Annotated in this window: 26 protein-coding genes; 12 read left to right on the top strand and 14 right to left on the bottom strand. The window is 67.2% G+C overall.

Going from position 1 to position 22,450, the window contains the following annotated elements; genetic code table 11:
- The first annotated feature begins 13 nt into the window (after nt 1-13).
- Complete coding sequence (locus G3N62_RS18085) at nt 14-2,605, top strand: DUF6600 domain-containing protein (RefSeq protein ID WP_241013137.1); 2,592 nt, start codon at nt 14-16, stop codon at nt 2,603-2,605.
- A gap of 88 nt (nt 2,606-2,693) precedes the next feature.
- On the opposite strand, the gene G3N62_RS18080 is transcribed toward G3N62_RS18085, so the two are convergent.
- Nucleotides 2,694-3,665, bottom strand: a complete 972-nt coding sequence (locus G3N62_RS18080) for a thymidylate synthase (protein ID WP_034186750.1) — start codon at nt 3,663-3,665, stop codon at nt 2,694-2,696.
- A 41-nt stretch (nt 3,666-3,706) separates the two neighbouring features.
- A complete protein-coding gene (locus G3N62_RS18075; protein ID WP_034186469.1) occupies nt 3,707-5,104 on the bottom strand; it encodes a sigma-54 dependent transcriptional regulator in 1,398 nt (465 codons plus the stop codon).
- Here G3N62_RS18075 and G3N62_RS18070 point away from each other — a divergent pair.
- Together G3N62_RS18070 and G3N62_RS18065 are read left to right on the top strand one after the other, a co-directional pair.
- The gene (locus G3N62_RS18070; protein WP_080287732.1) at nt 5,084-5,485 is read left to right on the top strand and encodes a hypothetical protein; all 402 of its coding nucleotides are present in this window, start codon (nt 5,084-5,086) and stop codon (nt 5,483-5,485) included. The two genes, G3N62_RS18075 and G3N62_RS18070, sit on opposite strands and share 21 nt — an antisense overlap.
- 122 nt (nt 5,486-5,607) lie before the next feature.
- Complete coding sequence (locus G3N62_RS18065; protein WP_059560737.1) at nt 5,608-5,934, top strand: hypothetical protein; 327 nt, start codon at nt 5,608-5,610, stop codon at nt 5,932-5,934.
- Here G3N62_RS18065 and G3N62_RS18060 read toward each other — a convergent pair.
- Complete coding sequence (locus G3N62_RS18060; RefSeq protein ID WP_124670471.1) at nt 5,928-6,194, bottom strand: hypothetical protein; 267 nt, start codon at nt 6,192-6,194, stop codon at nt 5,928-5,930. The genes G3N62_RS18065 and G3N62_RS18060 overlap by 7 nt on opposite strands.
- On the opposite strand from G3N62_RS18060, the gene G3N62_RS18055 reads away from it, so the two are divergent.
- Nucleotides 6,193-6,693, top strand: a complete 501-nt coding sequence (locus tag G3N62_RS18055) for a dihydrofolate reductase (RefSeq protein WP_034186467.1) — start codon at nt 6,193-6,195, stop codon at nt 6,691-6,693. The genes G3N62_RS18060 and G3N62_RS18055 overlap by 2 nt on opposite strands.
- Before the next feature lie 96 nt (nt 6,694-6,789).
- On the opposite strand, the gene pmbA is transcribed toward G3N62_RS18055, so the two are convergent.
- A complete protein-coding gene (gene pmbA / locus G3N62_RS18050) occupies nt 6,790-8,160 on the bottom strand; it encodes a metalloprotease PmbA (RefSeq protein ID WP_049028856.1) in 1,371 nt (456 codons plus the stop codon).
- Between the two features lie 127 nt (nt 8,161-8,287).
- Here pmbA and yjgA point away from each other — a divergent pair, with 127 nt between their 5' ends.
- Nucleotides 8,288-8,890, top strand: a complete 603-nt coding sequence (yjgA, locus tag G3N62_RS18045; RefSeq protein ID WP_272481919.1) for a ribosome biogenesis factor YjgA — start codon at nt 8,288-8,290, stop codon at nt 8,888-8,890.
- Nucleotides 8,874-9,491 carry a molybdopterin adenylyltransferase gene (gene mog / locus G3N62_RS18040; protein ID WP_124670472.1) on the top strand — a complete coding sequence of 206 codons (618 nt, stop codon included), beginning with the start codon at nt 8,874-8,876 and terminating at the stop codon, nt 9,489-9,491. The genes yjgA and mog overlap by 17 nt, the downstream gene beginning before the upstream one ends.
- A gap of 16 nt (nt 9,492-9,507) precedes the next feature.
- On the opposite strand, the gene orn is transcribed toward mog, so the two are convergent.
- The gene (gene orn, locus G3N62_RS18035; RefSeq protein WP_049030222.1) at nt 9,508-10,128 is read right to left on the bottom strand and encodes an oligoribonuclease; all 621 of its coding nucleotides are present in this window, start codon (nt 10,126-10,128) and stop codon (nt 9,508-9,510) included.
- Nucleotides 10,129-10,245: 117 nt separating this feature from the next.
- On the opposite strand from orn, the gene G3N62_RS18030 reads away from it, so the two are divergent.
- The 3 genes from G3N62_RS18030 (at nt 10,246) to G3N62_RS18020 (ending at nt 12,823) form a co-directional block, all read left to right on the top strand.
- Entirely contained in the window at nt 10,246-11,505 is a 1,260-nt protein-coding gene (locus G3N62_RS18030; protein WP_034186463.1) for a M48 family metallopeptidase, read from the top strand.
- Nucleotides 11,502-12,443, top strand: coding sequence for a ribosome small subunit-dependent GTPase A (gene rsgA / locus G3N62_RS18025; protein ID WP_034186462.1), 942 nt, complete (start codon nt 11,502-11,504; stop codon nt 12,441-12,443). Before G3N62_RS18030 ends, rsgA begins: the two co-directional genes overlap by 4 nt.
- A 62-nt stretch (nt 12,444-12,505) precedes the next feature.
- Entirely contained in the window at nt 12,506-12,823 is a 318-nt protein-coding gene (locus tag G3N62_RS18020; protein ID WP_034186461.1) for a hypothetical protein, read from the top strand.
- 63 nt (nt 12,824-12,886) lie between these two features.
- Here G3N62_RS18020 and G3N62_RS18015 read toward each other — a convergent pair whose 3' ends face one another.
- The 6 genes from G3N62_RS18015 to rpsP form a co-directional block, all read right to left on the bottom strand.
- Nucleotides 12,887-13,825, bottom strand: coding sequence for a CobD/CbiB family protein (locus G3N62_RS18015; RefSeq protein WP_034186460.1), 939 nt, complete (start codon nt 13,823-13,825; stop codon nt 12,887-12,889).
- Between the two features lie 120 nt (nt 13,826-13,945).
- Nucleotides 13,946-14,632 (bottom strand): CoA pyrophosphatase, encoded by a 687-nt coding sequence (locus G3N62_RS18010; protein ID WP_124670473.1) that lies wholly within the window; start codon nt 14,630-14,632, stop codon nt 13,946-13,948.
- 87 nt (nt 14,633-14,719) lie between these two features.
- On the bottom strand, nt 14,720-15,112 hold the full coding sequence (rplS, locus tag G3N62_RS18005) for a 50S ribosomal protein L19 (RefSeq protein WP_006753174.1): 393 nt from the start codon (nt 15,110-15,112) through the stop codon (nt 14,720-14,722).
- A gap of 133 nt (nt 15,113-15,245) precedes the next feature.
- Nucleotides 15,246-16,040 (bottom strand): tRNA (guanosine(37)-N1)-methyltransferase TrmD, encoded by a 795-nt coding sequence (gene trmD, locus G3N62_RS18000; RefSeq protein ID WP_034186458.1) that lies wholly within the window; start codon nt 16,038-16,040, stop codon nt 15,246-15,248.
- A gap of 1 nt (nt 16,041) precedes the next feature.
- Nucleotides 16,042-16,719 (bottom strand): ribosome maturation factor RimM, encoded by a 678-nt coding sequence (gene rimM, locus G3N62_RS17995; protein WP_034186457.1) that lies wholly within the window; start codon nt 16,717-16,719, stop codon nt 16,042-16,044.
- Nucleotides 16,720-16,761: 42 nt separating this feature from the next.
- Complete coding sequence (gene rpsP, locus G3N62_RS17990) at nt 16,762-17,016, bottom strand: 30S ribosomal protein S16 (protein WP_006476550.1); 255 nt, start codon at nt 17,014-17,016, stop codon at nt 16,762-16,764.
- Between the two features lie 151 nt (nt 17,017-17,167).
- On the opposite strand from rpsP, the gene G3N62_RS17985 reads away from it, so the two are divergent.
- Complete coding sequence (locus G3N62_RS17985; RefSeq protein WP_049028417.1) at nt 17,168-18,307, top strand: PQQ-dependent sugar dehydrogenase; 1,140 nt, start codon at nt 17,168-17,170, stop codon at nt 18,305-18,307.
- 109 nt (nt 18,308-18,416) lie between these two features.
- The gene (locus G3N62_RS17980) at nt 18,417-18,884 is read left to right on the top strand and encodes a TM2 domain-containing protein (protein ID WP_034186748.1); all 468 of its coding nucleotides are present in this window, start codon (nt 18,417-18,419) and stop codon (nt 18,882-18,884) included.
- Between the two features lie 64 nt (nt 18,885-18,948).
- On the opposite strand, the gene G3N62_RS17975 is transcribed toward G3N62_RS17980, so the two are convergent.
- Together G3N62_RS17975 and G3N62_RS17970 are read right to left on the bottom strand one after the other, a co-directional pair.
- Nucleotides 18,949-20,115: a PA0069 family radical SAM protein gene (locus G3N62_RS17975; protein WP_124670474.1), complete on the bottom strand. Its 1,167-nt coding sequence runs from the start codon at nt 20,113-20,115 to the stop codon at nt 18,949-18,951.
- A 102-nt stretch (nt 20,116-20,217) separates the two neighbouring features.
- A complete protein-coding gene (locus tag G3N62_RS17970) occupies nt 20,218-20,706 on the bottom strand; it encodes an Lrp/AsnC ligand binding domain-containing protein (protein ID WP_012492860.1) in 489 nt (162 codons plus the stop codon).
- Between the two features lie 145 nt (nt 20,707-20,851).
- Between G3N62_RS17970 and G3N62_RS17965 the strand changes: the two genes are divergently transcribed.
- Nucleotides 20,852-22,138: a D-amino acid dehydrogenase gene (locus G3N62_RS17965; protein WP_049034348.1), complete on the top strand. Its 1,287-nt coding sequence runs from the start codon at nt 20,852-20,854 to the stop codon at nt 22,136-22,138.
- 91 nt (nt 22,139-22,229) lie between these two features.
- Here G3N62_RS17965 and G3N62_RS17960 read toward each other — a convergent pair.
- Nucleotides 22,230-22,450, bottom strand: a 221-nt coding sequence (locus G3N62_RS17960) for an acyl-CoA dehydrogenase C-terminal domain-containing protein (RefSeq protein WP_206141271.1), incomplete at its 5' end; no start/stop codon positions are given.

Genomic DNA, 22,450 nt, shown 5'->3' with positions numbered 1-22,450 from the left:
CGCGATAACGACGATGACGCTCACCATGGCCCCCCTGTTCACGCTCAAGCGAACCGCCCGCTATACGCTGCTCGCGTTCGCCGCGCTTGCGGCCCTGCCGCCCGCCTTCGCGCAATCGGCCGGCGCGCCGCCGTATTCGGCCGCGGCACGGCAACCGGGCGGCGACCCGCCCGGCCGCGTCGCGCGGCTCAACTACCTGTCGGGTGCCGTGACGACCGAACCGGCCGGCACCGATACGTGGTCGTATGCGGCCGTGAACCGGCCGCTGACGACCGGCGACCAGCTCTGGAACGACGCCGGCGCACGCTCGGAACTGCATATCGGCTCGACCGCGGTGCGGCTCGGCGATTCGACGAGCCTGTCGATCCTGAATCTCGACGACACGACGACGCAGTTGAAGGTCGGCCTCGGCACCGTATCGACGCATGTGCGCGATCTGCCCCGCGGCGGATCGTACGAAATCGACACGCCGAACCTCGCGCTCGGCATCACGGGCCCCGGCAACTATCGCGTCGATGTCGCGCCGAACGGCGCGAGCACGACCGTCACGATGCGCAGCGGCAGCGCGACCGTCTACGGCAGCAACGGGCAGTACCCGCTGTCGCCCGGGCAGCAGGTCGTGTTCACCGGCACCGACCTGCAGGTCGCACAGCAATCGGCGGCGCCGAGCCCCGACCCGCTCGACCAGTGGGCCGCCAGCCGCGACGCGGCCGAGGAGCGCTCGGTGTCGGCCCGCTATGTGTCCCGCGACATTCCCGGCTATCAGGATCTCGACGCGAACGGCACGTGGCGCGAAACCCCGAATTACGGCTCGGTCTGGGTGCCGAACGACACGCCGGCCGACTGGGCGCCGTATCACGACGGCCACTGGATCTGGCAGGCGCCGTGGGGCTGGACGTGGGTCGACGACGCACCGTGGGGCTTCGCGCCGTACCACTACGGCCGCTGGGCGTACGTGGACGACAGCTGGGCCTGGGTGCCCGGCCCGATGGTCGTCAGCCAGCCGCCGGTCTACGCGCCGGCGCTCGTCGCGTTCGTGGGCGGGGGCGGCGGTCCCGACTGGAGCGTCGCGCTCACGGTCGGCGGCGTCGCCGCGGCCGGCTGCGCATGGTTCGCGCTCGGCCCGGGCGAGCCGTGGCACCCGCGCTGGGGCGGCTGGAGCCCGCACTACTACGACCGCGTGAATCGCAATATCGTGGTGAACAACGTCAACGTGAACAAGACCGTGAACGTGACGAACATCACCAATATCACCAACATCAACAAGACGTACGTGAACTTCCGTGCGCCGCACGCGATCACGGCCGTGCCGGCCGCCGCGTTCGTGCATGGCCAGCCGGTCGCGCACTTCTCGCAACACGTCGATCCGCGGCAATGGCGCAATGCGCACGTCACGCCGGGCACACCCGGCATCGCGCCGGTGCGCCAGAGCTTTACCGGCGGGCTGCGCAATGCCGGCTACCGTCCGCCGGCGGCGATCGCGCAGCACCCCTACGTCGCGACGCGCAACCCCGCGGTGCCCGCCGCCTATCGAGACCAGGCAGCCGCGCATCTCGCGCAGCAAGGCGGGCGCGTGCCGGGCGCCGGCGCGCCGGTCGTGAAGACGAGCGTGCCGGCCGATTACAGGGCCCGCCCGGTCCGCGTGTCGGGTAATCCGAGCGGCGGTGCGTGGGCGATGCACAACGTGCAGCTCGTGAATCCGCACGGCCCCGTCGTGCAGCCTTCACGCACGCCGCGCGAAGGCCAGCCGCCTGCCGTGCAAACCGGACGGCCGGGTACGCCCGGTGCGCCATTGCCGGGCGTGCCGAATGCCGGACGGCCAGCGAACGGCGAAATCCCCAATGGGCCGCATTTCGCCAACGGCGGCATGCCGCAGGCGCCCGGCAACGCGACGCCGCATCAGGCCTTCGGGCCCGGCAACGGCGTCCCGCACCCGCCGATCGCAAGCAACACGCCGTCGGGCATCGGCAACACGCACGCACCCGAGGCGCCGTCGCCGGCGTGGATGCAGCCGCACACGCCGATGGAACGCCAGCGCCCCGCCCCGCCGAGCGCCCTTCACGCGGCAGGCCAGAATGCACTGCCGCCCGTGCGCAGTGCGGCGGTGCCGCATCCGGAGGGCATACCGACACCGCAGGGCACGCAGCCCGGCGGCCGGAACGACGCGCCGCGCGCGTTGCCGCAACCGAGGGTCGACAACACGGCGCAGATTCCGCAGCCGCGTCCGCGCCCCGATTTCCCGACACCGGCCCAGCACGGGCAAGCGCAACCGGAACGGGCCGCCCCCACGCCGCAACCCCGCCCCGAATTCGCGCAACCGGCGCCGCACCGCGAAGTCGCACCGCCGCGCGTGAACGAGTACCGTCCGCCGGCGCCAGCCGTACACGACATGCCGCGCCCGCAACCGCAGGCGCCGCGCATGGAGCCGCGCCCCCAGCCCGCACCTCGAATGGAGCCGCGACCGCAGCCGGCACCCCGCATGGAACCGCGCCCGTCGATGCCCGCTCCCCGCATGGAACCGCGGCCGCAACCGGCACCGCACGTCGAGGCGCCGCGCCCGAGCAGCCCGCCGCCAGGCGCGCACGACGAGCGGCATCGCCAGTAAGTGCCGCAAACGTGAAACAAAAAAGCCCGACCGGTCTCAGCCGGTCGGGCCTTCTTTCTGCAGGGCGCGGATCGATGAAACCGCGCGCTCAGACCGCCATCGGCGCAGTCAGCGGCTCATGGTGGCGGTAACCGACCAGCGAGAAATCGGACGGCTCGACCTGCTCGAGCCATTCGGGCGCATAAACGCCCGTCTTCGCGTAGTCGGGCACGCGCTCGGCAATCTCGAGCCGCGGGCTTTCGTAAGGCTCGCGCGTGAGCTGTCGCTGCAGCATGTCGAGCTGGTTCTCGTAGATGTGCGCGTCACCGATGAAATACGTGAACCAGCGCGGCGTGTAGCCCGTCAGGCGGCCGACGAGCGACAGCAGCGCGGCCCCTTCCGTCAGGTTGAACGGCGTGCCGAGGCCGACGTCGTTGCTGCGGATGTACAGGCACAGCGAGATCTCGCGCTTCGTCGCGTTCGGCAGGAACTGGTACAGCAGGTGGCACGCGGGCAGCGCGATCTGGTCGAGCACGGCCGGATTCCACGCGTGAAACAGAATGCGGCGGTCGGCCGGATTCTCCATGATCGTGTCCAGGCACTGGCGCAGCTGGTCGATCGCCTTGTACAGCAGCACCTTCGGCGCGCCGTCTTCGTCGAAACGCGTGACGATCCGGAAGCCGCGGCGCGTCGCGTCGGCGATCTGCGCGTCGGCGCCCGCGTCGAGCACCTTGTAGCCCGGCCACTGGCGCCATTGCACGCCGTACACGTCGCCGAGATCGTCGACGCCCTGACGGTACGGATTCGCGAGCCACTGCGCGTTCTCGTTCGCGTTCGCGTCCCACACCTTGCAGCCGAGCGCGCGGAAATCGGCCGCGCTGCGCGACGCGCGCAGGAAGCCGACCAGTTCGCCGATCGCCGACTTGAACGCGAGCTTCTTGGTCGTCACGGCCGGAAAGCCTTGCTGCAGGTCGAAGCGGAGCATCGCGCCCGGCATGCTGATGGTGCGGATCCCCGTGCGGTTCTCCTGCCAGGTGCCGGTATCGAGAATGGTACGAACGAGGTCGAGATACTGTTTCATGCGGGTTCCTTCGGCCGCGAGGGCGGCCGTACCCGCCAATTTTAGCAAGCGTGGTGAGGAAGCTCCGGCAACGGCGCCGAAAATCCTGCCAGCGTGTCGCCGCGATCGCGCATGCCGTGCGCGCACATCAGCCGGTAGAGCGTGACGCGCGACACGCCGAGTTCACGCGCGGCATCCGCGAAACGGCCGCGGTGGCGCAGCAGCGCCTGCTCGATCGCCTGCCGTTCGGCCGCTTCCCGCGCCTCCAGCAGCGACACGGGCGCGAGCGTCGCGAAGTCGTTCAACTCGAGATCGGCCGCGGTGATCATCCGGCCCTCCGACATCACGATCGCGCGGCGCACGCGATTGATCAGCTCGCGCACGTTGCCCGGCCACGAATAGCCGTACAGCGACGCGACCGCGTCCGGAGAGAAACCGCGCAGGCGGCGATGCGCATCGCCCTTGAAACGCTCGAGCATGTGGCGCGCGAGCACCTCGATGTCCTTGCCGCGCGCGCGCAGCGGCGGCTCCTCGATCTTCAGCACGCACAGGCGATGGAACAGGTCCTCGCGGAACCGCCCTTCGCGCAACGCGGCGTCCATGTCCACGTGCGTCGCGCAGATCACGCGCACATCGACGGGCACCGACACGTGCGCACCGAGCCGCTCGATCTTGCCTTCCTGCAGGAAGCGCAACAGGCTTGCCTGGCTTTCCAGCGGCAGATCGCCGATCTCGTCGAGAAACAGCGTGCCGCCGTTGGCGGCCTCGACGCGGCCGATCTTGCGCTGGTTCGCCCCGGTGAATGCGCCGCGCTCATAGCCGAACAGTTCGGCCTGCAGCAGCGTCGACGGAATCGCGCCGCAATTGATCGCGATGAACGGTGCCTGCGCGCGCGACGAACGCTCGTGAATCGCGACCGCCGTCAGTTCCTTGCCGGTACCCGATTCGCCGGAGATGAACACCGGCGCATCGGTCGCCGCGACGCGGCGAATCGTCCTGAAGAGCCCGAGCATCGCATCGCAGGTGCCGACCATCTCGCCTTCGCTGCGCCCGGCGCCGACCGGCGGCGCAACGGGATCGGTCAGCGCGACCATGCCGTGCGCATGACCGACGGTCTCGACGATTCGCGACGTCTCGTACGGCATCGTCACATAGTCGAAGCAGTAGTCGCGAATGAGGTGGCGCAGCGTGGCATCCTGCAACTGGCCGCGACGCGTCGCGGCGATCCAGCCGATGTGTTGGATGCTCAGGCAGGATTCGAGTTCGCGCAGGTCCGAGGGCTTGAAGCCCGGCGAAAAGTCGAGCAGGCCGGCGGTTGCCACGCCATGCTGCACGACACGCCGGACGTCGCGTACGGTCTCCGCGAGATCGACGCGCCAGCCGCACTCGTCGAAATGGCCGCGCAACGCGTCGTTCGGTTCGCGCGAATAGTAGATCACGTGCCGCTGATCGGCTCCCATATCCTCACCCCGTTCATCAACCGTCTAACGATTGCCGCGCACGTCAGAGTTCGTGCGAAAAGGATCGAATCGGGTCAGCCAGAGGCGGCTCGATTCGCCATGCCGATGCTCGGCAACGACAAAGCCTCGCATGATGGCGCTTATCTCGCGTCCAGTTATTTTTGGTCAAGACAGCTTAGTTATAGGCACCAAATACGACAAACGGATTTCGGCGCCGACGGCGATACGGCCCAATCGCACAGGAGGTCGATGCAGGTCAATCATCTGCACATAGCGCATGCGCAGCAAGGTGTTCGTTCATCAACACACGGGCCGATTTTCATCCTTGAAGCGAATCGATTGAATCCGCAGTATTCCCGAGCCCCCTCGTTTCAGGCCTGAAACATTTTCAGGCGTTTTCGGCCACAATTCGCAACGCTTGAGCGCGAATCGCCGTAGCGACAACGGTCCCGGCACGGTGGCATGCATTTCGCTGAACCCGTAAACGATCGGAGACAGCGGCCATGCGCAAACATCTTTTACTTTCTTTCGTACCGATGGCGCTCGCGCTCTCGGCCGCCGGCCCGCCTGCGCCGGCCCGCGCGGATGACATCGCAAAACCGGATCGCGCCATGCTGCCGGCCGAAAATGCGCCGAGCCTGCGGCACGGCGGCGGCTTCGGCATCGTGACCGTGTCCGCACCGCAACCGCTGCCGACCGGCAAGGCAACCGTCACGCTGTGGGACGAGATCCCGCCACCGCCCCCACTGCCGATGCCGCTTCCGGTATCGCAACCCGGTGACGTGCAGCACGCGATGGAAGGCAACGTTCAAGGCAACAAGCGTCAGTGAGCCTGCGTCGCCCCACTCAATGAGGATTCCGTATTGATTTGACGATTCGAGCCGGCCGACACCGATCCGCGCCGGTATCGCCGTTCCCGCGACACGACAAAGGTTTTGTGCTCCGTCCCCCGGCGGGCACTCTTTTTATTCGGTCCGTCGCCGCGACGCCATGCATCGAGCGTCGCGGCGCGCAGCACGCGAAAGGCGATGCGTGCCGCCGTTCCGGTAGAATCGGCGCCATTCCGGTTTTCCTCTTCCCCGACCTTCATGACGACGTTGACCCTGATCGTCGCGCGTGCCCGCAACGGCATCATCGGCCGCGACAACCAGTTGCCCTGGAAACTTCCCGAGGATCTCGCGTTCTTCAAGCGCACGACGATGGGCGCGCCGATCGTGATGGGCCGCAAGACCCACGAATCGATCGGCCGGCCGCTGCCGGGCCGCCGCAACATCGTCGTCACGCGCGATGCGGCGCGCCGTTTCGACGGTTGCGACACGGTCACGTCGCTCGCCGATGCGCTGGCGCTCGCCGCGCGCGACGGCGTACCCGAGGCATTCCTGATCGGCGGCGCGCAACTCTACGCGGAAGGGCTCACGCTCGCCGACAAGCTGGTCGTCACCGAGATCGACGCCGACTTCGACGGCGACGCGTCGTTCCCCGCGCCCGATCCCGCACATTGGCAGGAAGTGTCGCGCGATGCGCACCAGGCTGCCGCGCCGAACACGTTCGGTTATGCGTTCGTGGTCTACGAACGCAAGCGCGGCTGACGCGGTACGCGGCCGCACGCGATGAAAAAAGCCCGACCGGCTTGCCGCCGGTCGGGCTTTTTCGCTGGAGGGCGGGCGGCTGACGCCGCGCCTGGCTTACTGCCCCGCGATCGTCATCTGCTCGATCAGCACCGAGCCCGTTTCCTTCGTACCGCGCACGATCGAATCGGCACCGATCGCGACGATGTGCCGGAACATTTCCTGCAGCGTGCTCGCGACGGTGATTTCCTCGACCGGATACTGGATCACGCCGTTTTCCACCCAGAAACCCGCCGCGCCGCGCGAATAGTCGCCCGTCACGTAGTTCACGCCCTGCCCCATCAGCTCGGTCAGCAGCAGGCCCGTGCCGAGCTTCTTCAACATGGCTTCGAAGTCGTCGCCCGCCTGCGTGTTCGAGCTGCGCAGCGCGAGGTTGTGCGACCCGCCCGCGTTACCGGTGGTCTGCGTGCCGAGCTTGCGTGCCGAATAGGTCGACAGGAAGTAGCCCTCGACGACACCGTCCTTCACGACGCTGCGCGCGCGCGTGCGCACGCCTTCCTCGTCGAACGGCGCGCTGCCCATCGCGCGCGGCACGTGCGGATCCTCGACGACCTGAATGTGCGGCGCGAACACCGGCTTGCCGAGGCTGTCGACGAGGAACGACGTCTTGCGGTACAGCGCGCCGCCGCTCACGGCCTGCACGAACGCGCCGAGCAGGCCGGCCGCGAGCGGCGCCTCGAACAGCACGGGCACCTTGCGGGTGTCCAGGCGGCGCGCGCCCATCCGCGCGAGCGCACGCTCGGCCGCGTAGCGGCCGACCGCCTCGGGCGCCGCGAGATCGATCGCGCTGCGCTTCGACGAATACCAGTCGTCGCGCTGCATGTGACGGCCGCTGCCCGCGATCGGCGCGCAGGCGATGTAGTGGCGCGAGTACGGGTAGCCGGACAGGAAGCCGCGCGACGTCGCGAGCACGAACTGCGAATGCTGCGCCGACACGCTCGCGCCTTCCGAATTGCGGATCTGCGGGCTGACCGCGAAGGCGGCGTCTTCCGCGCGGCGGGCCAGCTCGACGGCGTCGTCGGCCGTCAGCGCCCACGGGTGGTAGAGATCGAGATCGCGCGGGTCGGTTTCGAGCAGTTCGGCCTCGGCGAGGCCGGCTGCCTCGTCCTCGGCCGTGAAGCGCGCGATGTTGTACGCGGCGGCGACGGTATCCTTGATCGCGGCCGGCGAGAAATCGGACGTGCTCGCGTTGCCGCGCTTCTTGCCGATGAACACCGTCACGCCGACCATCTTGTCGCGGTTGTGCTCGATCGTTTCGACTTCGCCGCGGCGCACCGATACCGACAGGCCGTCGCCTTCGGAGATTTCGGTCGCGGCGTCCGACGCGCCGAGCGCCTTCGCATGGCGAAGGATGTCCGACGCGATTTCCTTGAGCTGGTCCTGCGTGTGCGGGAAATAGCGCGCTTGTACGTCGAGATTGGCTGCCATCGTCTTGGTATCCGGTGGCGGGCGGGCGCCCGCATGGTCAAAATGTTGCGTATCCCGCGATCATAGCAAGGTCCGGGGCCGGACACAGACAAGCTTGGGGTGTCCGCGCCGCGATACAATGCCGCCCATGACACGCAAAACCCGAATCCAGCCGATCGAGCATGCCGTCGAAGACGACGACAACGGCTACGATCGCCCCAGCAAATCCCAGTTGAAGCGCGAGATGCACGAGTTGCAGGTGCTCGGCCAGGCGCTCGTCGACCTGCCGAAAGACGCACTGAAGCGCATGCCGATGCCCGAAAACCTCGCGGACGCCGTTCGCGAGGCACGCCGGATCACCGATCACGAAGGCAAGCGCCGCCAGCTCCAGTACGTCGGCCGCGTGATGCGCTCGCTGACCGACGACGAAACGGCCGCACTGCGCACCGCACTCGACGCGCAACGCGGCGTGAACAAGGCCGCGACGGCCCGCCTGCACTGGATCGAACGCACGCGCGACCAGTTGCTCGCCAGCGACGACGCGCTGACCGAATTCCTGCGCCAGCACCCGGAAGCCGATATCCAGGAAGGCCGCACGCTGATCCGCAACGCGCGCAAGGAAGCGCAGCAAGGCAAGCCGCCGCGCTATTTCCGCGAGCTGTTCCAGTGGATCAAGACCGCGAGCGGCTCGCCCGACGCGGGTGACGATGCGCCGGACGACACCGAAGACGACCATGACGACGAAGCGTAACCACCCGGACGAACTCGTCGTCGGCCTCGTGTCGATCAGCGACCGCGCGAGCACGGGCGTCTACGAGGACAAAGGCATTCCGGCGCTGCAGGAATGGCTCGGCGCCGCGCTCACGTCGCCGTGGCGCGCCGAAACGCGCCTGATCCAGGACGATGCGCCGACGATTTCCGCCACGCTCGCCGAGCTCGTCGACGTCGCGGGGTGCGACCTCGTGCTGACGACCGGCGGCACGGGCCCCGCGCGCCGTGACGTGACGCCCGAGGCCACGCTGGCCGTGGCGACGAAGGAAATGCCGGGATTCGGCGAACAGATGCGGCAGATCAGCCTGAATTTCGTGCCGACCGCGATCCTGTCGCGGCAGGTCGCGGTGATCCGCGAGACGGCCGACCATGCGGCGCTGATCATCAACCTGCCGGGCCAGCCGAAGTCGATCCGGGAAACGCTCGAAGGGCTGCGCGATGCCGACGGCAAGTCGACCGTGCCCGGCATCTTCGCCGCGGTGCCCTACTGCATCGACCTGATCGGCGGCCCGTACATCGAAACCGACGCCGCGGTGGTCGCGGCGTTCCGGCCGAAAAGCGCGCGGCGGGCGCCGCGCTGACCGCGTGCCGGCCCGCTCAGGCGGCCGGCGCGGATTCGCCTGCCGGCGCCGATGCGGCCGGAATCAGGAAATGCTCGCGGTAGTACTTCAGCTCGTCGATCGACTCGTGGATGTCCGCGAGCGCCGTATGCATCGCACGCTTCTGGAAACCCTTGTAGATCGCGGGCTGCCAGCGGCGGCACAGCTCCTTGAGCGTGCTGACGTCGAGATTGCGGTAGTGGAAGAACCGCTCGAATTCCGGCATCCAGCGCGCCATGAAACGGCGGTCCTGGCAGATCGAGTTGCCGCACATCGGCGACTTGCCGGGCGACACGTACTGCGCAAGGAACGCCTGCAACTGCGCGGCGGCTTCCGCCTCGGTCACGGTCGACGCGCGCACGCGGTCGATCAGGCCCGAGCGCCCGTGCGTCGACTTGTTCCAGTCGTCCATCTTCGCGAGCGTCTCGTCGCTCTGGTGGATCGCGAACACGGGGCCTTCGACCGCGATGTCGAGCGTGGAATTGGTCACGACGACCGCGATCTCGATGATGCGGTCGTTATCCGGGTCGAGGCCCGTCATCTCCATGTCGAGCCAGACGAGGTTCAACTCGTTGCGCACGAGCGCGGGCTGGCTGGCGGAAGCGGCGGTATCGGTCATGAGTCATCCTGGAAAATGGCGGACGGCGCGCGGCGCCGCCCGGGCGGCCGGCATCGCATCAGCGGGGCCGGTCCGCAAGAACATATAATTCTCGCATAGAACCCTTTGGCGCCTTCGATGTCACCCTTTTCATTCACCCTGCTGTTCGCGATCGCCGTACTCGCGATGGTCGTCACCAAGCTGTGGCTCGCGTCGCGGCAGATCCGCTTCGTCGCGGCGCACCGCAACGGCGTGCCCGCGCAGTTCAGCGCGACCATCCCGCTGACCGCCCACCAGCGCGCGGCCGACTATACGGTCGAGCGCACCCGGCTGACGATGCTCGAGATCGTCGTCAGCGCGGCCGTGCTGGTCGGCCTCACGCTGCTCGGCGGCGTCGGCGCGCTCGATACGCTGCTGACCGGCTGGCTCGGCCGCGGCTACGGGCAGCAGGTCGCGCTCGTCGCCGCGGTGCTCGTGATCACGAGCGTGATCGACGTCCCGTTCGAGTACTACCGGCAGTTCGGGGTCGAGCAACGGTTCGGCTTCAACCGCATGACGAAACGGCTGTTCTTCACCGACATGCTGAAAAACGCGCTGCTCGGCGCCGCGCTCGGCCTGCCGCTGCTGTTCGTCGTGCTGTGGCTGATGAACCAGGCCGGCAGCCTGTGGTGGCTGTGGACCTGGATCGTCTGGGTCGCGTTCCAGATGCTCGTGCTGCTGATCTACCCGACTTTCATCGCGCCGATCTTCAACAAGTTCGAGCCGCTGAAGGACGACGCACTGCGCACGCGCATCGAGTCGCTGATGAAGCGCTGCGGTTTTGCGGCGAAGGGGCTGTTCGTGATGGACGGCAGCCGCCGCTCCGCGCACGGCAATGCGTACTTCACGGGCTTCGGCGCATCGAAGCGGATCGTGTTCTTCGATACGCTGCTCGCGCGCCTGTCCGGCCAGGAAATCGAGGCCGTGCTCGCGCACGAGCTCGGCCATTTCAAGCGCCGCCACGTGATGAAGCGGATGCTCGTGTCGTTCGTGCTGAGCCTCGTGCTGCTCGCGCTGCTCGGCTGGCTCGCGCAACGCACGTGGTTCTACACCGGGCTCGGCGTCACGCCGTCGCTCGACACCAGCAACGCGGGCGCCGCCCTCGTGCTGTTCTTCCTCGCGATTCCGGTATTCCTGTTCTTCGCGACGCCGTTCAGCAGCCTTACGTCGCGCAAGCACGAATTCGAGGCCGACGCGTTCGCGGCCAGCCAGACCGACGCGCAGGATCTCGTCAGCGCGCTCGTGAAGCTCTACGAGGACAACGCGTCGACGCTGACGCCCGACCCCGTCTACACGGCCTTCTACTACTCGCATCCGCCTGCGTCGCAGCGGATCGACCGCCTGCTGCAACACGCATGAGCCGCCCGACGTCCCGCAAGCCGGCCCCGCGCGCGTCGAACGCGCAACGGGTCGAAGGCCGCGTGATCGCCGCGCACGGGCGCCACTACATCGTCGCACCCGACGACGGCGGCCCGATGCTGCAGTGCTTCCCGCGCGGCAAGAAGAGCGACATCGCGGTCGGCGACCGCGTCGTGTACGAACTCGCATCGGCCGACCAGGGCGTGATCGTCGAGATCGGCGAACGGCGCAATCTGCTGTACCGCTCCGACCAGTTCAAGTCGAAGCTGTTCGCGGCCAACCTCGACCAGTTGCTGATCGTGCTCGCGACCGAGCCCTATTTCAGCGAGGACCTGCTCGGCCGCGCGTTGATCGCGGCCGAGGCGAACGAGCTGAAGCCGCTGGTCGTGCTGAACAAGATCGACGTCGAGGCCGCGCTGCCGGTCGCACGCGAGCGCCTCGCGCCGTACCGCGCGCTCGGCTACGACGTGCTCGAGCTGTCGGTGAAGGGCTCGCCCGACGACGCGCGCGCGCAGTTGATGCCGCACCTCGCCGGGCACTCGACGATCCTGCTCGGCCAGTCCGGGATGGGCAAGTCGACGCTCGTGAACCTGCTCGTCCCCGATGCCGAAGCCGCGACGCGCGAGATCTCGGCCGCGCTCAACAGCGGCCGCCACACGACGACGTTCACGCGCCTCTACCCGCTGGAAGGCGGCGGTGCACTGATCGATTCGCCGGGTTTCCAGGAATTCGGCCTCTACCACCTGACGGAAGGCCGCCTCGAGCGCGCGTTTCCGGAGTTCCGGCCGCTGCTCGCGGATTGCCGTTTCTATAATTGTCATCATCTGCACGAGCCCGGCTGCGCGATTCTCGAAGCCGTCGCCGACGGCCGTATCGCGCCGTCGCGGCATGCGCTGTACGCCCAGCTCGTGCACGAGGCGAGCCAGATCGTCCGCTGAGCGCGAGAGGCGCGCGGGGTCGGCGGGCACGCCCGGGCCGGCCTTCATCGACAGGAGCCGCGATGCGTTTCAAGGCACCCGATCTCGCGACCGCGCAACATTGGGCCAACGTGCTTCAGGTGGCCGGCGTCGGTTGCGAGCTGCATAACTGCTACGCGACTGGCGCGCTCGGCGGCCTGCCGGCCGATGCGTGCACGCCCGAGCTGTGGCTCGACGACGAACGCGACGGCGCCCTCGCGCGCCGGCTCCTCGATGCCGCCTCGCACGGCCCGTCGGCCGGCGCCGCGCCCTGGTTTTGCCGGCAGTGCGGCGAAGCGCTCGAGGCCCAGTTCACCGCGTGCTGGCAATGCGGCGCCGTGCGCGATCCGCGCGACGACTGACCCACAGCGACAAGGCCGGCATCGAGCCGGCCTTGTTCTTTCATCGGATCCCGCCGTGCGTCGTCACGACACCCAGACGGCGAGCGTCAGCATCAGCAGCAGGATCATCCACAGGATCACCGCACGCCAGACGAGGCCGACCGCCGATTGCAGCGTCCGCGGCGTGCAATCGTCTCCGACCGTCAACGGACCGCTGTCGCCGACCGCCAGCGCATCGAGGCTCGACGGCTCCGCGAGCGGCCCCGCGAGACGCGCGCCGAGCGCCCCGCTGCCGGCGGCGAGCAGCACGCCGTCGTTCGGGTCGGGCCACTGGCGCGTGTGATTGCGCCACGCGTAGATCGCATCCTCGAAATTGCCGACGATCGCGAAGCCGAGCGCGGTCAATCGCGCGGGAATCCAGTCGATCACGAAAAACGCGCGCTGCGCGAACGTCGAGAACGCGGCCGTGCGGTCGTCGCCCGGCGTCGACCAGCTGCGCGCGAGGTATTCGGAAATCCGGTACAGCACGGCGCCGGCCGGGCCGATCGGCAGCACATACCAGAAGAACACGCCGAACACGTGGCGATGCGACGCGACAACTGCATGAATCAGCGTATGGCGGACGATTTCGCCGACCGGCATGTCGACCGTGTCGATGCCCGTCCACTCACGGAGGATTTCGCGCGCACGCGGCACGTCGTCGTTGTTGAGCGCGAGGTGGATGTCGGTGAAGTAGTGGCTGAACTGGCGGAAGCCGAGCGTGAAATACACGACGACGACGTTCCACAGGAACGCGAGCACGAAGCTCACCTTGTACAGCAGGAAATAGATCAGCGCGACGATCAGCACCCACGGCAGCACGACCGCGAGCCAGGCGAGGATGCCGTGCTTCTGCTTGCCGGCGTCGAGGCCATGCGCAACGGTTTCCGCATGAAACTGGAACAGCGCAAACACCGGATTGCTCGGTGATAACGCGCGGACCTGTTCGATGATGAGGGCGAGGAGAACCGAAAAGAAAGTCATGCGTGGCGCCGTCTTCGGAGTTATGTCATTTTTTGCATAACGATAGCACAGCGCCAGCCCCGCATGGCTGCCGGCGCGGTCGCCCGGCGGCCGGCCGCGCGCGCCGGCCGGTGCATGCGCCTAACCGGCGGCCAAGAAGCGGTAGAGATTGCGAAACATGCCGGCAGTTGCGCCCCAGATGAAGTAATGCCCGCCCGCTTCGCCATTCGGATAGGGCATCGCAAAAAAACGACGCTCGCCGCCTTCCCAGCGGAACACGCGGACCTGATGGTTCGCGGGATTCATCACGAACGCGAGCGGCACTTCGAAAATCTCGGCGACTTCGAACGTATCGGCCTGCACCGTGAACGGCGGATGCACGAGGCCGACCACCGGCGTCACGCAGAAGCCCGTGCCGGTCAGGTAGTCGGGTAGCGCACCGAGGATCTCGACCCGTTCGGCGGCCAGCCCGATCTCTTCCTTCGCCTCGCGCAACGCGGTGGCCGTTGCATCGCGATCGAACGTCTCGCGACGGCCGCCGGGGAAGCTGATCTGCCCGGCGTGGTCGTTCAGGTGGTCGGCACGCTGGGTCAACAGCACGGTCAGGCCCGACTCGCGGACGACGAGCGGCATGAGGACGGCCGCGCTGCGCGGATCGACGCCCTCCTGCAGCCTCGCCTCGCCGGGCTCGACGCTCCAGTCGAGCGTACGCGCGAAACGTTCGCGCAAGCCGGACGGCGTCATCAGCGGGGGATCGATGACAGGCAGGCCGGCACCGGTGCCTTCGACCGGCAGGACTTCGGGATCGATGATGGGGCGGCGATTCAATGGGGCTCTCGGGTTCGTGTCGTATCGAGCATATTGTCGCGCCAGAATGAAAAAAGCACCCGGGTGGGTGCTTTTTCCTTACAGCTCTTACTCTTGGGAAGCTGCTGCGGCGCGATCCTTCGACACCAGCTTTTCCTTGATACGAGCCGACTTGCCCGAACGCTCGCGCAGGTAGTACAGCTTCGCACGACGCACATCGCCGCGACGCTTCACGACGATGCTTGCCAGCAGCGGCGAGTACGTCTGGAACGTACGCTCGACGCCTTCGCCCGACGAGATCTTGCGGACGATGAAGTTCGAGTTCAGACCACGGTTGCGAATCGCGATCACGACGCCTTCGTAAGCCTGAACGCGCTTGCGGTTACCTTCAACCACGTTCACGTTCACGATCACCGTGTCGCCCGGGGCGAATTCGGGGATCGTCTTGCCGGCGAGCGCGCGCTCGATCTCTTCCTGCTCAAGTTTTGCGATCAGATTCATTACTGACTCCTTATGCCATCGTGTCGGCGTTGGTACCCGCCTGCTTCCAGGCCTGGCCCCGATAGAGGATGGATTCACATCAGGCACCGCACACGCATGCACGGCACCGCCAATTCCCGCTCGCGCAGCCGCCTCAGGAGGCGTCCTTCGCTTCGCGTGCGAGGTTCGCAAGCCACGCCTCGTCGGCCCGGCTCAGCAACTTCTCGCGGCGCGCCCGGACGATCAGGTCCGGCCGCTTCCGCCACGTATTCCGCAATGCTTCCTGCCGCCGCCACCGCTCGATCTCGGCATGATGCCCGCCGAGCAGCACGTCCGGCACGCGCACGCCATGGTATTCCTCGGGGCGCGTGTAGTGCGGGCAATCGAGCAAGCCGTCGGCGAAACTGTCCTGCACGGCCGACAACGAATCGTTCAGCACGCCGGGCAGCAGCCGCACGACGGCATCCATCATCGCCATCGCCGGCAGTTCGCCGCCCGACAGGACGAAATCGCCGAGGCTGATTTCCTCGTCGACGCACCGGTCGAGCAGACGCTGGTCGATCGCTTCGTAGCGGCCGCACAGCACGACGACACCGGGCTCCTGCGCCATCCGCACGGCACGCTCATGCGTGAGCGGCGCGCCCTGCGGCGACATCATCACGACACGCGTGCTCGCGATGCCCTGCTCCGCCTGCGCCGCTTTCGCGGCGTCAATGGCGGCTTCGAGCGGCTTCGCCAGCATCACCATGCCCGGACCGCCGCCGTACGGACGATCATCGACCGTGCGGTAGTTGTCCGTCGTGAAATCACGCGGGTTCCAGGTGCGCAGCCCGAAGCGCCCCTGCTTGACGGCCCGGCTGGTGATTCCCCAGTCGGTCAGTGCACGGAACATCTCGGGAAAGAGCGTGACGACGTCGAACTGCACCGCGCTCTCGGTTACCTGGTTCATTTCAGTAATCGGCTTCCCAGTCGACGACGATCCGACGCGCCGCCTGATCCACCGTTTTGACGTATACGCCGACAAACGGGATCAACCGTTCGTCGGTGGTCGGCTGACCGTCTTTGCCGGTCGCCGGATACTCGACACGCATGATCGAATGCACGCCGTTGTCGATCATCCCGCTCACCTTCCCGAGCGCCACCGATTGCTCGTTGACGACATCGAGACCGATCAGGTCGACCCAATAGAATTCGTCCGCGGCCAGTGCCGGGAAATCTTCCCGGCGCACGAACACGCGAAAGCCGCGCATCGCGAGTGCGGCATCGCGGTCGCTGACGCCCGCGGGTTGCGCAACGACGGTGTCGCTGTGCGTCTTCGACTGCATGATGCGGACCGAAAGCCGCTCCGCACCGCGCTCCAGCCACCAGCGACGCGCGTTGAGCAATGCATCGCCGCCGCGACCGGCGTCGGCATGCGTCGCCACCTTGACCCAGCCCTTCAGGCCGTAGGCGTCGACTACCGCCCCGACCTCGACTGCGTCGTCGGGCCAGGCTTGCGTCGCTTCGAGACCACCTTGCTCGGCAGCCTCACCGGCGCTCGCGACAGCGTCGCGCTCGACCGGCTTGCGGACGAACGCGCCGAATGACGCACGCCCGCGCCTTGCATTACCGGAATCGTGACCCGCCATCAATGCACCTCACAGCCGGCACGACCGGCACACCGTGCCATGTTAGGCAGCCGGTTGCGCCTTTTGCGCTTCCTTCACGAGACGCTGGACGGTCGGCGACAGTTGCGCGCCAACGCCTTGCCAGTACGTCAGGCGATCCTGAGCGATACGCAGCGATTCGCCCTTCGTGGCGACCGGGTTGTAGAAGCCGACGCGCTCGATGAAGCGGCCGTCACGACGGTTGCGCGAATCGGTAGCGACGATGTTGTAGAACGGGCGCTTCTTCGAGCCGCCACGAGCCAGACGGATGATAACCATATGATGTCCTTCGGAAAACCGGGTTCGAAACTACTGAAACACGCGATTATAGCCGGAAACCAGAGGTACAACAAACACTTACGCGCAAAATTCCGCGGGCGGCCTGTCGGGCGGGCATACAATCGTCGTGTCCAGGACGTTTCCCGCCGTCATGCCGCCCCTTCCCGCTGCCTCGACGCGCCGCGCGCAGAACCGTTTCACGGCGCTGCTCGCCGGCCTTGCCAGCCTCGCGTCCGCACCGGCGTTTGCCGCGCCGTTGCCGGTGAGTGAACTCGTCGTCCCGCCCGGCTTCCACGTGGAAATCCTGACCGACACGGTACCGGCCGCGCGCGAAATGGCCTGGTCGCCCCGCGGCATCCTGTATGTCGGCACACGCGAAGGCCGCGTGCACGCGTTCGCGATGCCCGAGGGCCGGATCACCGCGCACTACGTGATCGCCTCCGGGCTCGACATGCCCGTCGGCGTCGCCTACCGCGATGGCGCCCTCTATATATCCGCCGTATCGCGGATCCTGCGCGTCGATCATGTCGACGATCGGCTCGCCCGACCGCCCGCCCCCGTCGTCGTGACCGATGCGCTACCGACGGAACATCATCACGGCTGGAAATTCATCGCGTTCGGCCCCGACGGCAAGCTGTACGTGCCGACCGGCGCACCGTGCAATGCCTGCCTTGCCGATCGCAGCCGCTACGCGATCATCGCGCGCATGAAGGCGGACGGCAGCGAACGCGAGGTGGTCGCGCGCGGTGTACGCAATACGGTCGGCTTCGCATGGCATCCCGATTCGGGCGAGCTGTGGTTTACCGACAACGGGCGCGACCTGATGGGCGACGACGTACCCGATGACAAGCTGAATCGCGCCCCGCGCGCCGGACTCGACTTCGGCTTTCCTTATTGCCATGGCGGCGATACGCCCGACCCCGAATTCGGCAGCGCCGGCGTGTGCCGCCGCTACGCGCCGCCCGTCCTGAAACTCGGCGCGCATGTCGCCGCGCTCGGCATGCGCTTCTATACCGGGCCGATGTTTCCGGCGTCGTATCGCAATAACGTGTTCATCGCCGAACACGGGTCGTGGAACCGCAGCACGAAGGTCGGCTACCGCGTGATGCGCGTGATCGTGTCGGCGGACGGCAGCCACGCGCAGCAGATGCCGTTCGTCACGGGCTGGCTGCGCCCCGACGGCACGGTATGGGGACGCCCGGCCGACGTGCTGCCGCTGCCGGACGGCTCGCTGCTCGTCAGCGACGATTACGCCGGCGCCATCTACCGCGTGACCTATGCGGCACCTTGACGCAGGCAAGGGGTGACCGGGCCCGACCGGGCATCGTAGAATGCGTGCCGGGCCGCGCGCCCGCGCCGGCCCGCCGGCCGCCCATGCCAACGACCATCCGCCGCCATCCATGTCCAGCAGCACCGCACCGTCCCGCCGCTTCCGCTCCAAGACGCTCACTGCCGCCCTCGCGTTCCTGTTCGGTTCGCTCGGCGCGCACCGCTTCTATCTGTATGGCTTGCGCGACGTGTACGGCTGGGCGCACCTGCTTGCGACGATCGTCGGCATCCCGGGCTTCCTTTTGCTTGCGGCGACCCAACGCACTGCCGGCCTCGGCTGGTGGCTCGCGATACCCGGCGCGATCTCGCTGCTGGCGGCATTCCTCGCCGCACTCGTCTACGGGCTGCGCCCTGACGAAAAATGGGATGCGCAATTCAACGCGGACACCGGCAAGCACAGCAAGTCGGGCTGGACCGTGATCTTCGTCGTGATCTTCTCGCTGCTGATCGGCGCGTTCCTGCTGATGACCGCACTCGCGCTGTCGTTCCAGACGTATTTCGAATCGCAGGTCGAAGCCGCGAAGCAGATTTCGCAGTAAGCACGACGGACGCGGCGCCGAGGGCCCTCGCCCGGTGCCGGCACGCGGCGGCCTTGCTCGCGTATCAGAACAGATTCAACTGCATGTCGTCGCGTGGCTTCGCACCGGCCGAACGTCCGGCAACACGCGGCGCCGGCGCGACCGCGGCCGGCGCACCGCGGAACTGCGACAGATCGAGAATGCCGTTCGTGCGCTCGTTCAACCCGAGCCGCTTGACGGCCTGGCGAAAGCGCTGCCGCAACAGGTCCGCCCAGATCCCCTCGCCCTTCATCCGCTTCGAGAAATCCGCGTCGTAGTCCTTGCCGCCGCGCATGTCGCGCACGCGGTTCATCACGCGTTCCGCGCGGTCGGGGAAATGCGCGGCGAGCCAGTTCTTGAACAGCGGCGCGACCTCCCACGGCAGCCGCAGGATGATGTAGCTTGCGTGCGTCGCGCCGGCTTCCGCGCACGCTTCGAGCACGCGCTCCATGTCGGGCTCGGTCACGAACGGAATCACCGGCGCAATGCTCACGCCGACCGGCACGCCCGCGTCGCGCAGCGCGCGGATCGTGCGCAGCCGTCGCGCCGGCGTGGCCGCGCGGGGCTCGAGCGTACGAGCGAGATCGGCATCGAGTGTCGTGATCGTGACCGCCGCCATCACCTGCCCGCGCTCGGCCATCGGTGCGAGCAGGTCGAGATCGCGCTCGATCAGCGACGATTTCGTGATCGCCGCGAACGGCAACCCGCGATCGTGCATCACCTGGATCACGCTGCGCGTGATGCGCAGGTCGCGCTCGACCGGCTGGTACGCGTCGGTGTTGACGCCGAGCGCGATCGGCTCCGGCACGTAGCGCTTGCGCGAAATCTCGCGCTCGAGCAGCTCGGCCGCGTTGACCTTCGCGTAGATGCGGCTTTCGAAATCGAGCCCCGGCGACAGGCCGAGATAGCTGTGCGTCGGCCGCGCGAAGCAGTAGATGCAACCGTGCTCGCAGCCGCGATACGGGTTGAGCGATACGCTGAACGGAATATCGGGCGACTGGTTGTGCGTCAGGATGCTTTTCGCACGCTCCTCGAACACCTGCGTGCGCAGCGGCGCGGGGAAGTCGGCATCGTCCGACTCGTGCGTCCAGCCGTCGTCGACCGCTTCGCGCTGCGCGATTTCATACCGCCCCTGCAGGTTGTCGACCGCACCGCGCCCCTTGCGGGGCACGGGCGGCGCTACCGGAAATTCGTTGTCGGACCGATCGTCCATATGCCCACCCCTTCGCCTGCGCCCAATACTGTACATTTATACAGTATTGGGCGCAGCATGCCAAGGGCGGGATAAGGGGCTCGACAACAGGCTGCCGACGCGTCACTCGCCGACGGCAATCGTCAGCGTTTCCTTGATTTCCTCCATCACGACATAGCTCTTCGACTGCACCGCGCCGGGCAGTTGCAGCAGGATGTCGCCGAGCAGCTTCCGGTAGTCGGCCATCTCGCCGATCCGCGCCTTGATCAGGTAGTCGAAATCACCGGAAACCAGATGGCATTCGAGCACCTCGTCGATCTTCATCACTTCCCGGCGGAATTGCTCGAACATGTTGCCGCCCTTGTGGCCAAGCGTGATCTCGACGAACACCAGCAGCGCGGCCCCCAGCTGACCCGGGTCGACCCGCGCGTGATAGCCGGTGATCACGCCGTCGCGCTCCATGCGACGCACGCGCTCGATGCACGGCGTGACGGTCAGTCCGACCTGTTCCGCGAGGTCTTTCATCGCCATCCGGCCGTCGTCCTGGAGCAGTTTCAGGATGCGCCGGTCGAGCTTGTCGAGCGAGCGTACGGGCTGACGTTGCGTTCTCATTTGTTTATGCTGAAAACCTGAAAAATACGATAACAAAACCTACACATTCGACAATACCATAGCGCAAAAAACTAGATCAGCTAGAGGTTACACGGAGCCGCACACGCGCCCGGCCTCGATCTGGTCCCTTCCATCTGGAGCAGCTATGCGAGTCGTCATTCTGGGCAGTGGTGTAGTGGGCGTGGCAAGCGCGTATTACCTTGCACGCGCCGGCCATGAAGTCACCGTGATCGACCGGGAAGCCGGCCCGGCGCTCGAGACGAGCTTCGCGAACGCAGGCCAGATCTCGCCCGGTTATGCCGCACCGTGGGCCGCGCCCGGCGTGCCGCTGAAAGCCGTCAAGTGGATGTTCGAAAAGCATGCGCCGCTCGCGATCCGCCTCGACGGCACGCGCTTCCAGCTCCAGTGGATGTACCAGATGCTGCGCAACTGCACGGCCGAGCGCTATGCGGTCAACAAGGGCCGCATGGTCCGCCTCGCCGAATACAGCCGCGACTGCCTGCAGGCGCTGCGCGCCGATACGGGCATCGAGTACGAAGGCCGCACGGGCGGCACGCTGCAACTGTTCCGCACGCAGCAGCAACTCGACGGCGCGGCGAAGGACATCGCGGTGCTGCGGGAAGCGAACGTGCCGTTCGAACTGCTGTCGCCGGCCGAACTGAAGAATGCCGAACCGGCGCTTGCCGCCGTCTCGCACAAGCTGACGGGCGGCCTGCGCCTGCCGGGCGACGAAACGGGCGATTGCCAGCTGTTCACGACGCGCCTGGCCGCGCTCGCCGAATCGCTCGGCGTCAAGTTCCGCTACAACACGCCGATCGATGCGCTCGCGATCGCGGGCGGCAAGATCGCCGGCGTGCAGTGCGGCAGCGAGACGGTGCGCGCGGACGCGTACGTCGTTGCGCTCGGCTCGTACTCGACGAACTTCATCTCGAACCTGATGAAGATCCCGGTCTATCCGCTGAAGGGCTATTCGATCACCGCGCCGATCGTCAACGAAGCGGCCGCTCCGGTGTCGACCGTGCTCGACGAGACCTACAAGATCGCGATCACGCGTTTCGACCAGCGCATCCGTGTCGGCGGCATGGCGGAAATCGTCGGCTTCGACAAGAAGCTGCGCGCCGCGCGCCGCGAAACGCTCGAGATGTGCGTCAACGACCTGTTCCCGGGCGGCGGCGACACGTCGAAGGCCACGTTCTGGACGGGCCTGCGCCCGATGACGCCGGACGGCACGCCGATCGTCGGCCGCACGCCGGTGTCGAACCTGTTCCTGAACACCGGCCACGGCACGCTCGGCTGGACGATGTCGTGCGGCTCGGGCCAACTGCTCGCCGACCTGATCTCGGGCAAGATGCCCGCGATCCAGGCCGACGACCTGTCGGTGCATCGCTACCTGAAGGACGTGGCCGGCCAGACGCGCCCGGCCTACGCCTGAGCCGCGACGGCCCGCAACACGGGCCGGCCGGCGGCAAAAGGAAAGGCGCCCTCGGGCGCCTTTTTCGTTGCGTCGACGGCGTTGCTCGCGGTCAGAACTGGTCTTCCGTCAACGCGAGCACGCTCTCGTTGCCCTTCGCGCCGACGATCGACGCCTCGAGCGCACCCGCCTGCACGAGAATGTGTTCCGCATAACATTGCGCGATCGCGATCTTCGCATCGAAGAACGCCGGGTCGCTCGCGCGGTTCGCCTGCGCCGCCACCAGCGCGCGCGCCATCTGCCACCCGCACAGCACCACGCCCGCCAGCTTCA

The sequence above is a fragment of the Burkholderia sp. Tr-20355 genome (assembly GCF_017104685.1).
GTDB lineage: Bacteria > Pseudomonadota > Gammaproteobacteria > Burkholderiales > Burkholderiaceae > Burkholderia > Burkholderia seminalis.
This window is presented reverse-complemented; position numbering and strand designations above follow the sequence as displayed.

What these genes read in the sequence shown, in the direction of transcription:
- G3N62_RS18030 (WP_034186463.1), top strand. Translation starts at nt 10,246, where the DNA reads ATGTCACCCTTTTCATTCACCCTGCTGTTCGCGATCGCCGTACTCGCG.
- G3N62_RS18055 (WP_034186467.1), top strand. Translation starts at nt 6,193, where the DNA reads ATGACGACGTTGACCCTGATCGTCGCGCGTGCCCGCAACGGCATCATC.
- G3N62_RS18080 (WP_034186750.1), bottom strand. Translation starts at nt 3,665, where the DNA reads ATGAAACAGTATCTCGACCTCGTTCGTACCATTCTCGATACCGGCACC.
- yjgA (WP_272481919.1), top strand. Translation starts at nt 8,288, where the DNA reads ATGACACGCAAAACCCGAATCCAGCCGATCGAGCATGCCGTCGAAGAC.
- G3N62_RS17975 (WP_124670474.1), bottom strand. Translation starts at nt 20,115, where the DNA reads ATGGACGATCGGTCCGACAACGAATTTCCGGTAGCGCCGCCCGTGCCC.
- mog (WP_124670472.1), top strand. Translation starts at nt 8,874, where the DNA reads ATGACGACGAAGCGTAACCACCCGGACGAACTCGTCGTCGGCCTCGTG.
- G3N62_RS18020 (WP_034186461.1), top strand. Translation starts at nt 12,506, where the DNA reads ATGCGTTTCAAGGCACCCGATCTCGCGACCGCGCAACATTGGGCCAAC.
- G3N62_RS18085 (WP_241013137.1), top strand. Translation starts at nt 14, where the DNA reads ATGACGCTCACCATGGCCCCCCTGTTCACGCTCAAGCGAACCGCCCGC.
- rsgA (WP_034186462.1), top strand. Translation starts at nt 11,502, where the DNA reads ATGAGCCGCCCGACGTCCCGCAAGCCGGCCCCGCGCGCGTCGAACGCG.
- G3N62_RS18075 (WP_034186469.1), bottom strand. Translation starts at nt 5,104, where the DNA reads ATGGGAGCCGATCAGCGGCACGTGATCTACTATTCGCGCGAACCGAAC.
- G3N62_RS17985 (WP_049028417.1), top strand. Translation starts at nt 17,168, where the DNA reads ATGCCGCCCCTTCCCGCTGCCTCGACGCGCCGCGCGCAGAACCGTTTC.
- G3N62_RS18065 (WP_059560737.1), top strand. Translation starts at nt 5,608, where the DNA reads ATGCGCAAACATCTTTTACTTTCTTTCGTACCGATGGCGCTCGCGCTC.
- rplS (WP_006753174.1), bottom strand. Translation starts at nt 15,112, where the DNA reads ATGAATCTGATCGCAAAACTTGAGCAGGAAGAGATCGAGCGCGCGCTC.
- G3N62_RS17970 (WP_012492860.1), bottom strand. Translation starts at nt 20,706, where the DNA reads ATGAGAACGCAACGTCAGCCCGTACGCTCGCTCGACAAGCTCGACCGG.
- G3N62_RS17980 (WP_034186748.1), top strand. Translation starts at nt 18,417, where the DNA reads ATGTCCAGCAGCACCGCACCGTCCCGCCGCTTCCGCTCCAAGACGCTC.
- rimM (WP_034186457.1), bottom strand. Translation starts at nt 16,719, where the DNA reads ATGGCGGGTCACGATTCCGGTAATGCAAGGCGCGGGCGTGCGTCATTC.
- rpsP (WP_006476550.1), bottom strand. Translation starts at nt 17,016, where the DNA reads ATGGTTATCATCCGTCTGGCTCGTGGCGGCTCGAAGAAGCGCCCGTTC.
- orn (WP_049030222.1), bottom strand. Translation starts at nt 10,128, where the DNA reads ATGACCGATACCGCCGCTTCCGCCAGCCAGCCCGCGCTCGTGCGCAAC.
- pmbA (WP_049028856.1), bottom strand. Translation starts at nt 8,160, where the DNA reads ATGGCAGCCAATCTCGACGTACAAGCGCGCTATTTCCCGCACACGCAG.
- trmD (WP_034186458.1), bottom strand. Translation starts at nt 16,040, where the DNA reads ATGAACCAGGTAACCGAGAGCGCGGTGCAGTTCGACGTCGTCACGCTC.
- G3N62_RS18015 (WP_034186460.1), bottom strand. Translation starts at nt 13,825, where the DNA reads ATGACTTTCTTTTCGGTTCTCCTCGCCCTCATCATCGAACAGGTCCGC.
- G3N62_RS17965 (WP_049034348.1), top strand. Translation starts at nt 20,852, where the DNA reads ATGCGAGTCGTCATTCTGGGCAGTGGTGTAGTGGGCGTGGCAAGCGCG.
- G3N62_RS18060 (WP_124670471.1), bottom strand. Translation starts at nt 6,194, where the DNA reads ATGAAGGTCGGGGAAGAGGAAAACCGGAATGGCGCCGATTCTACCGGA.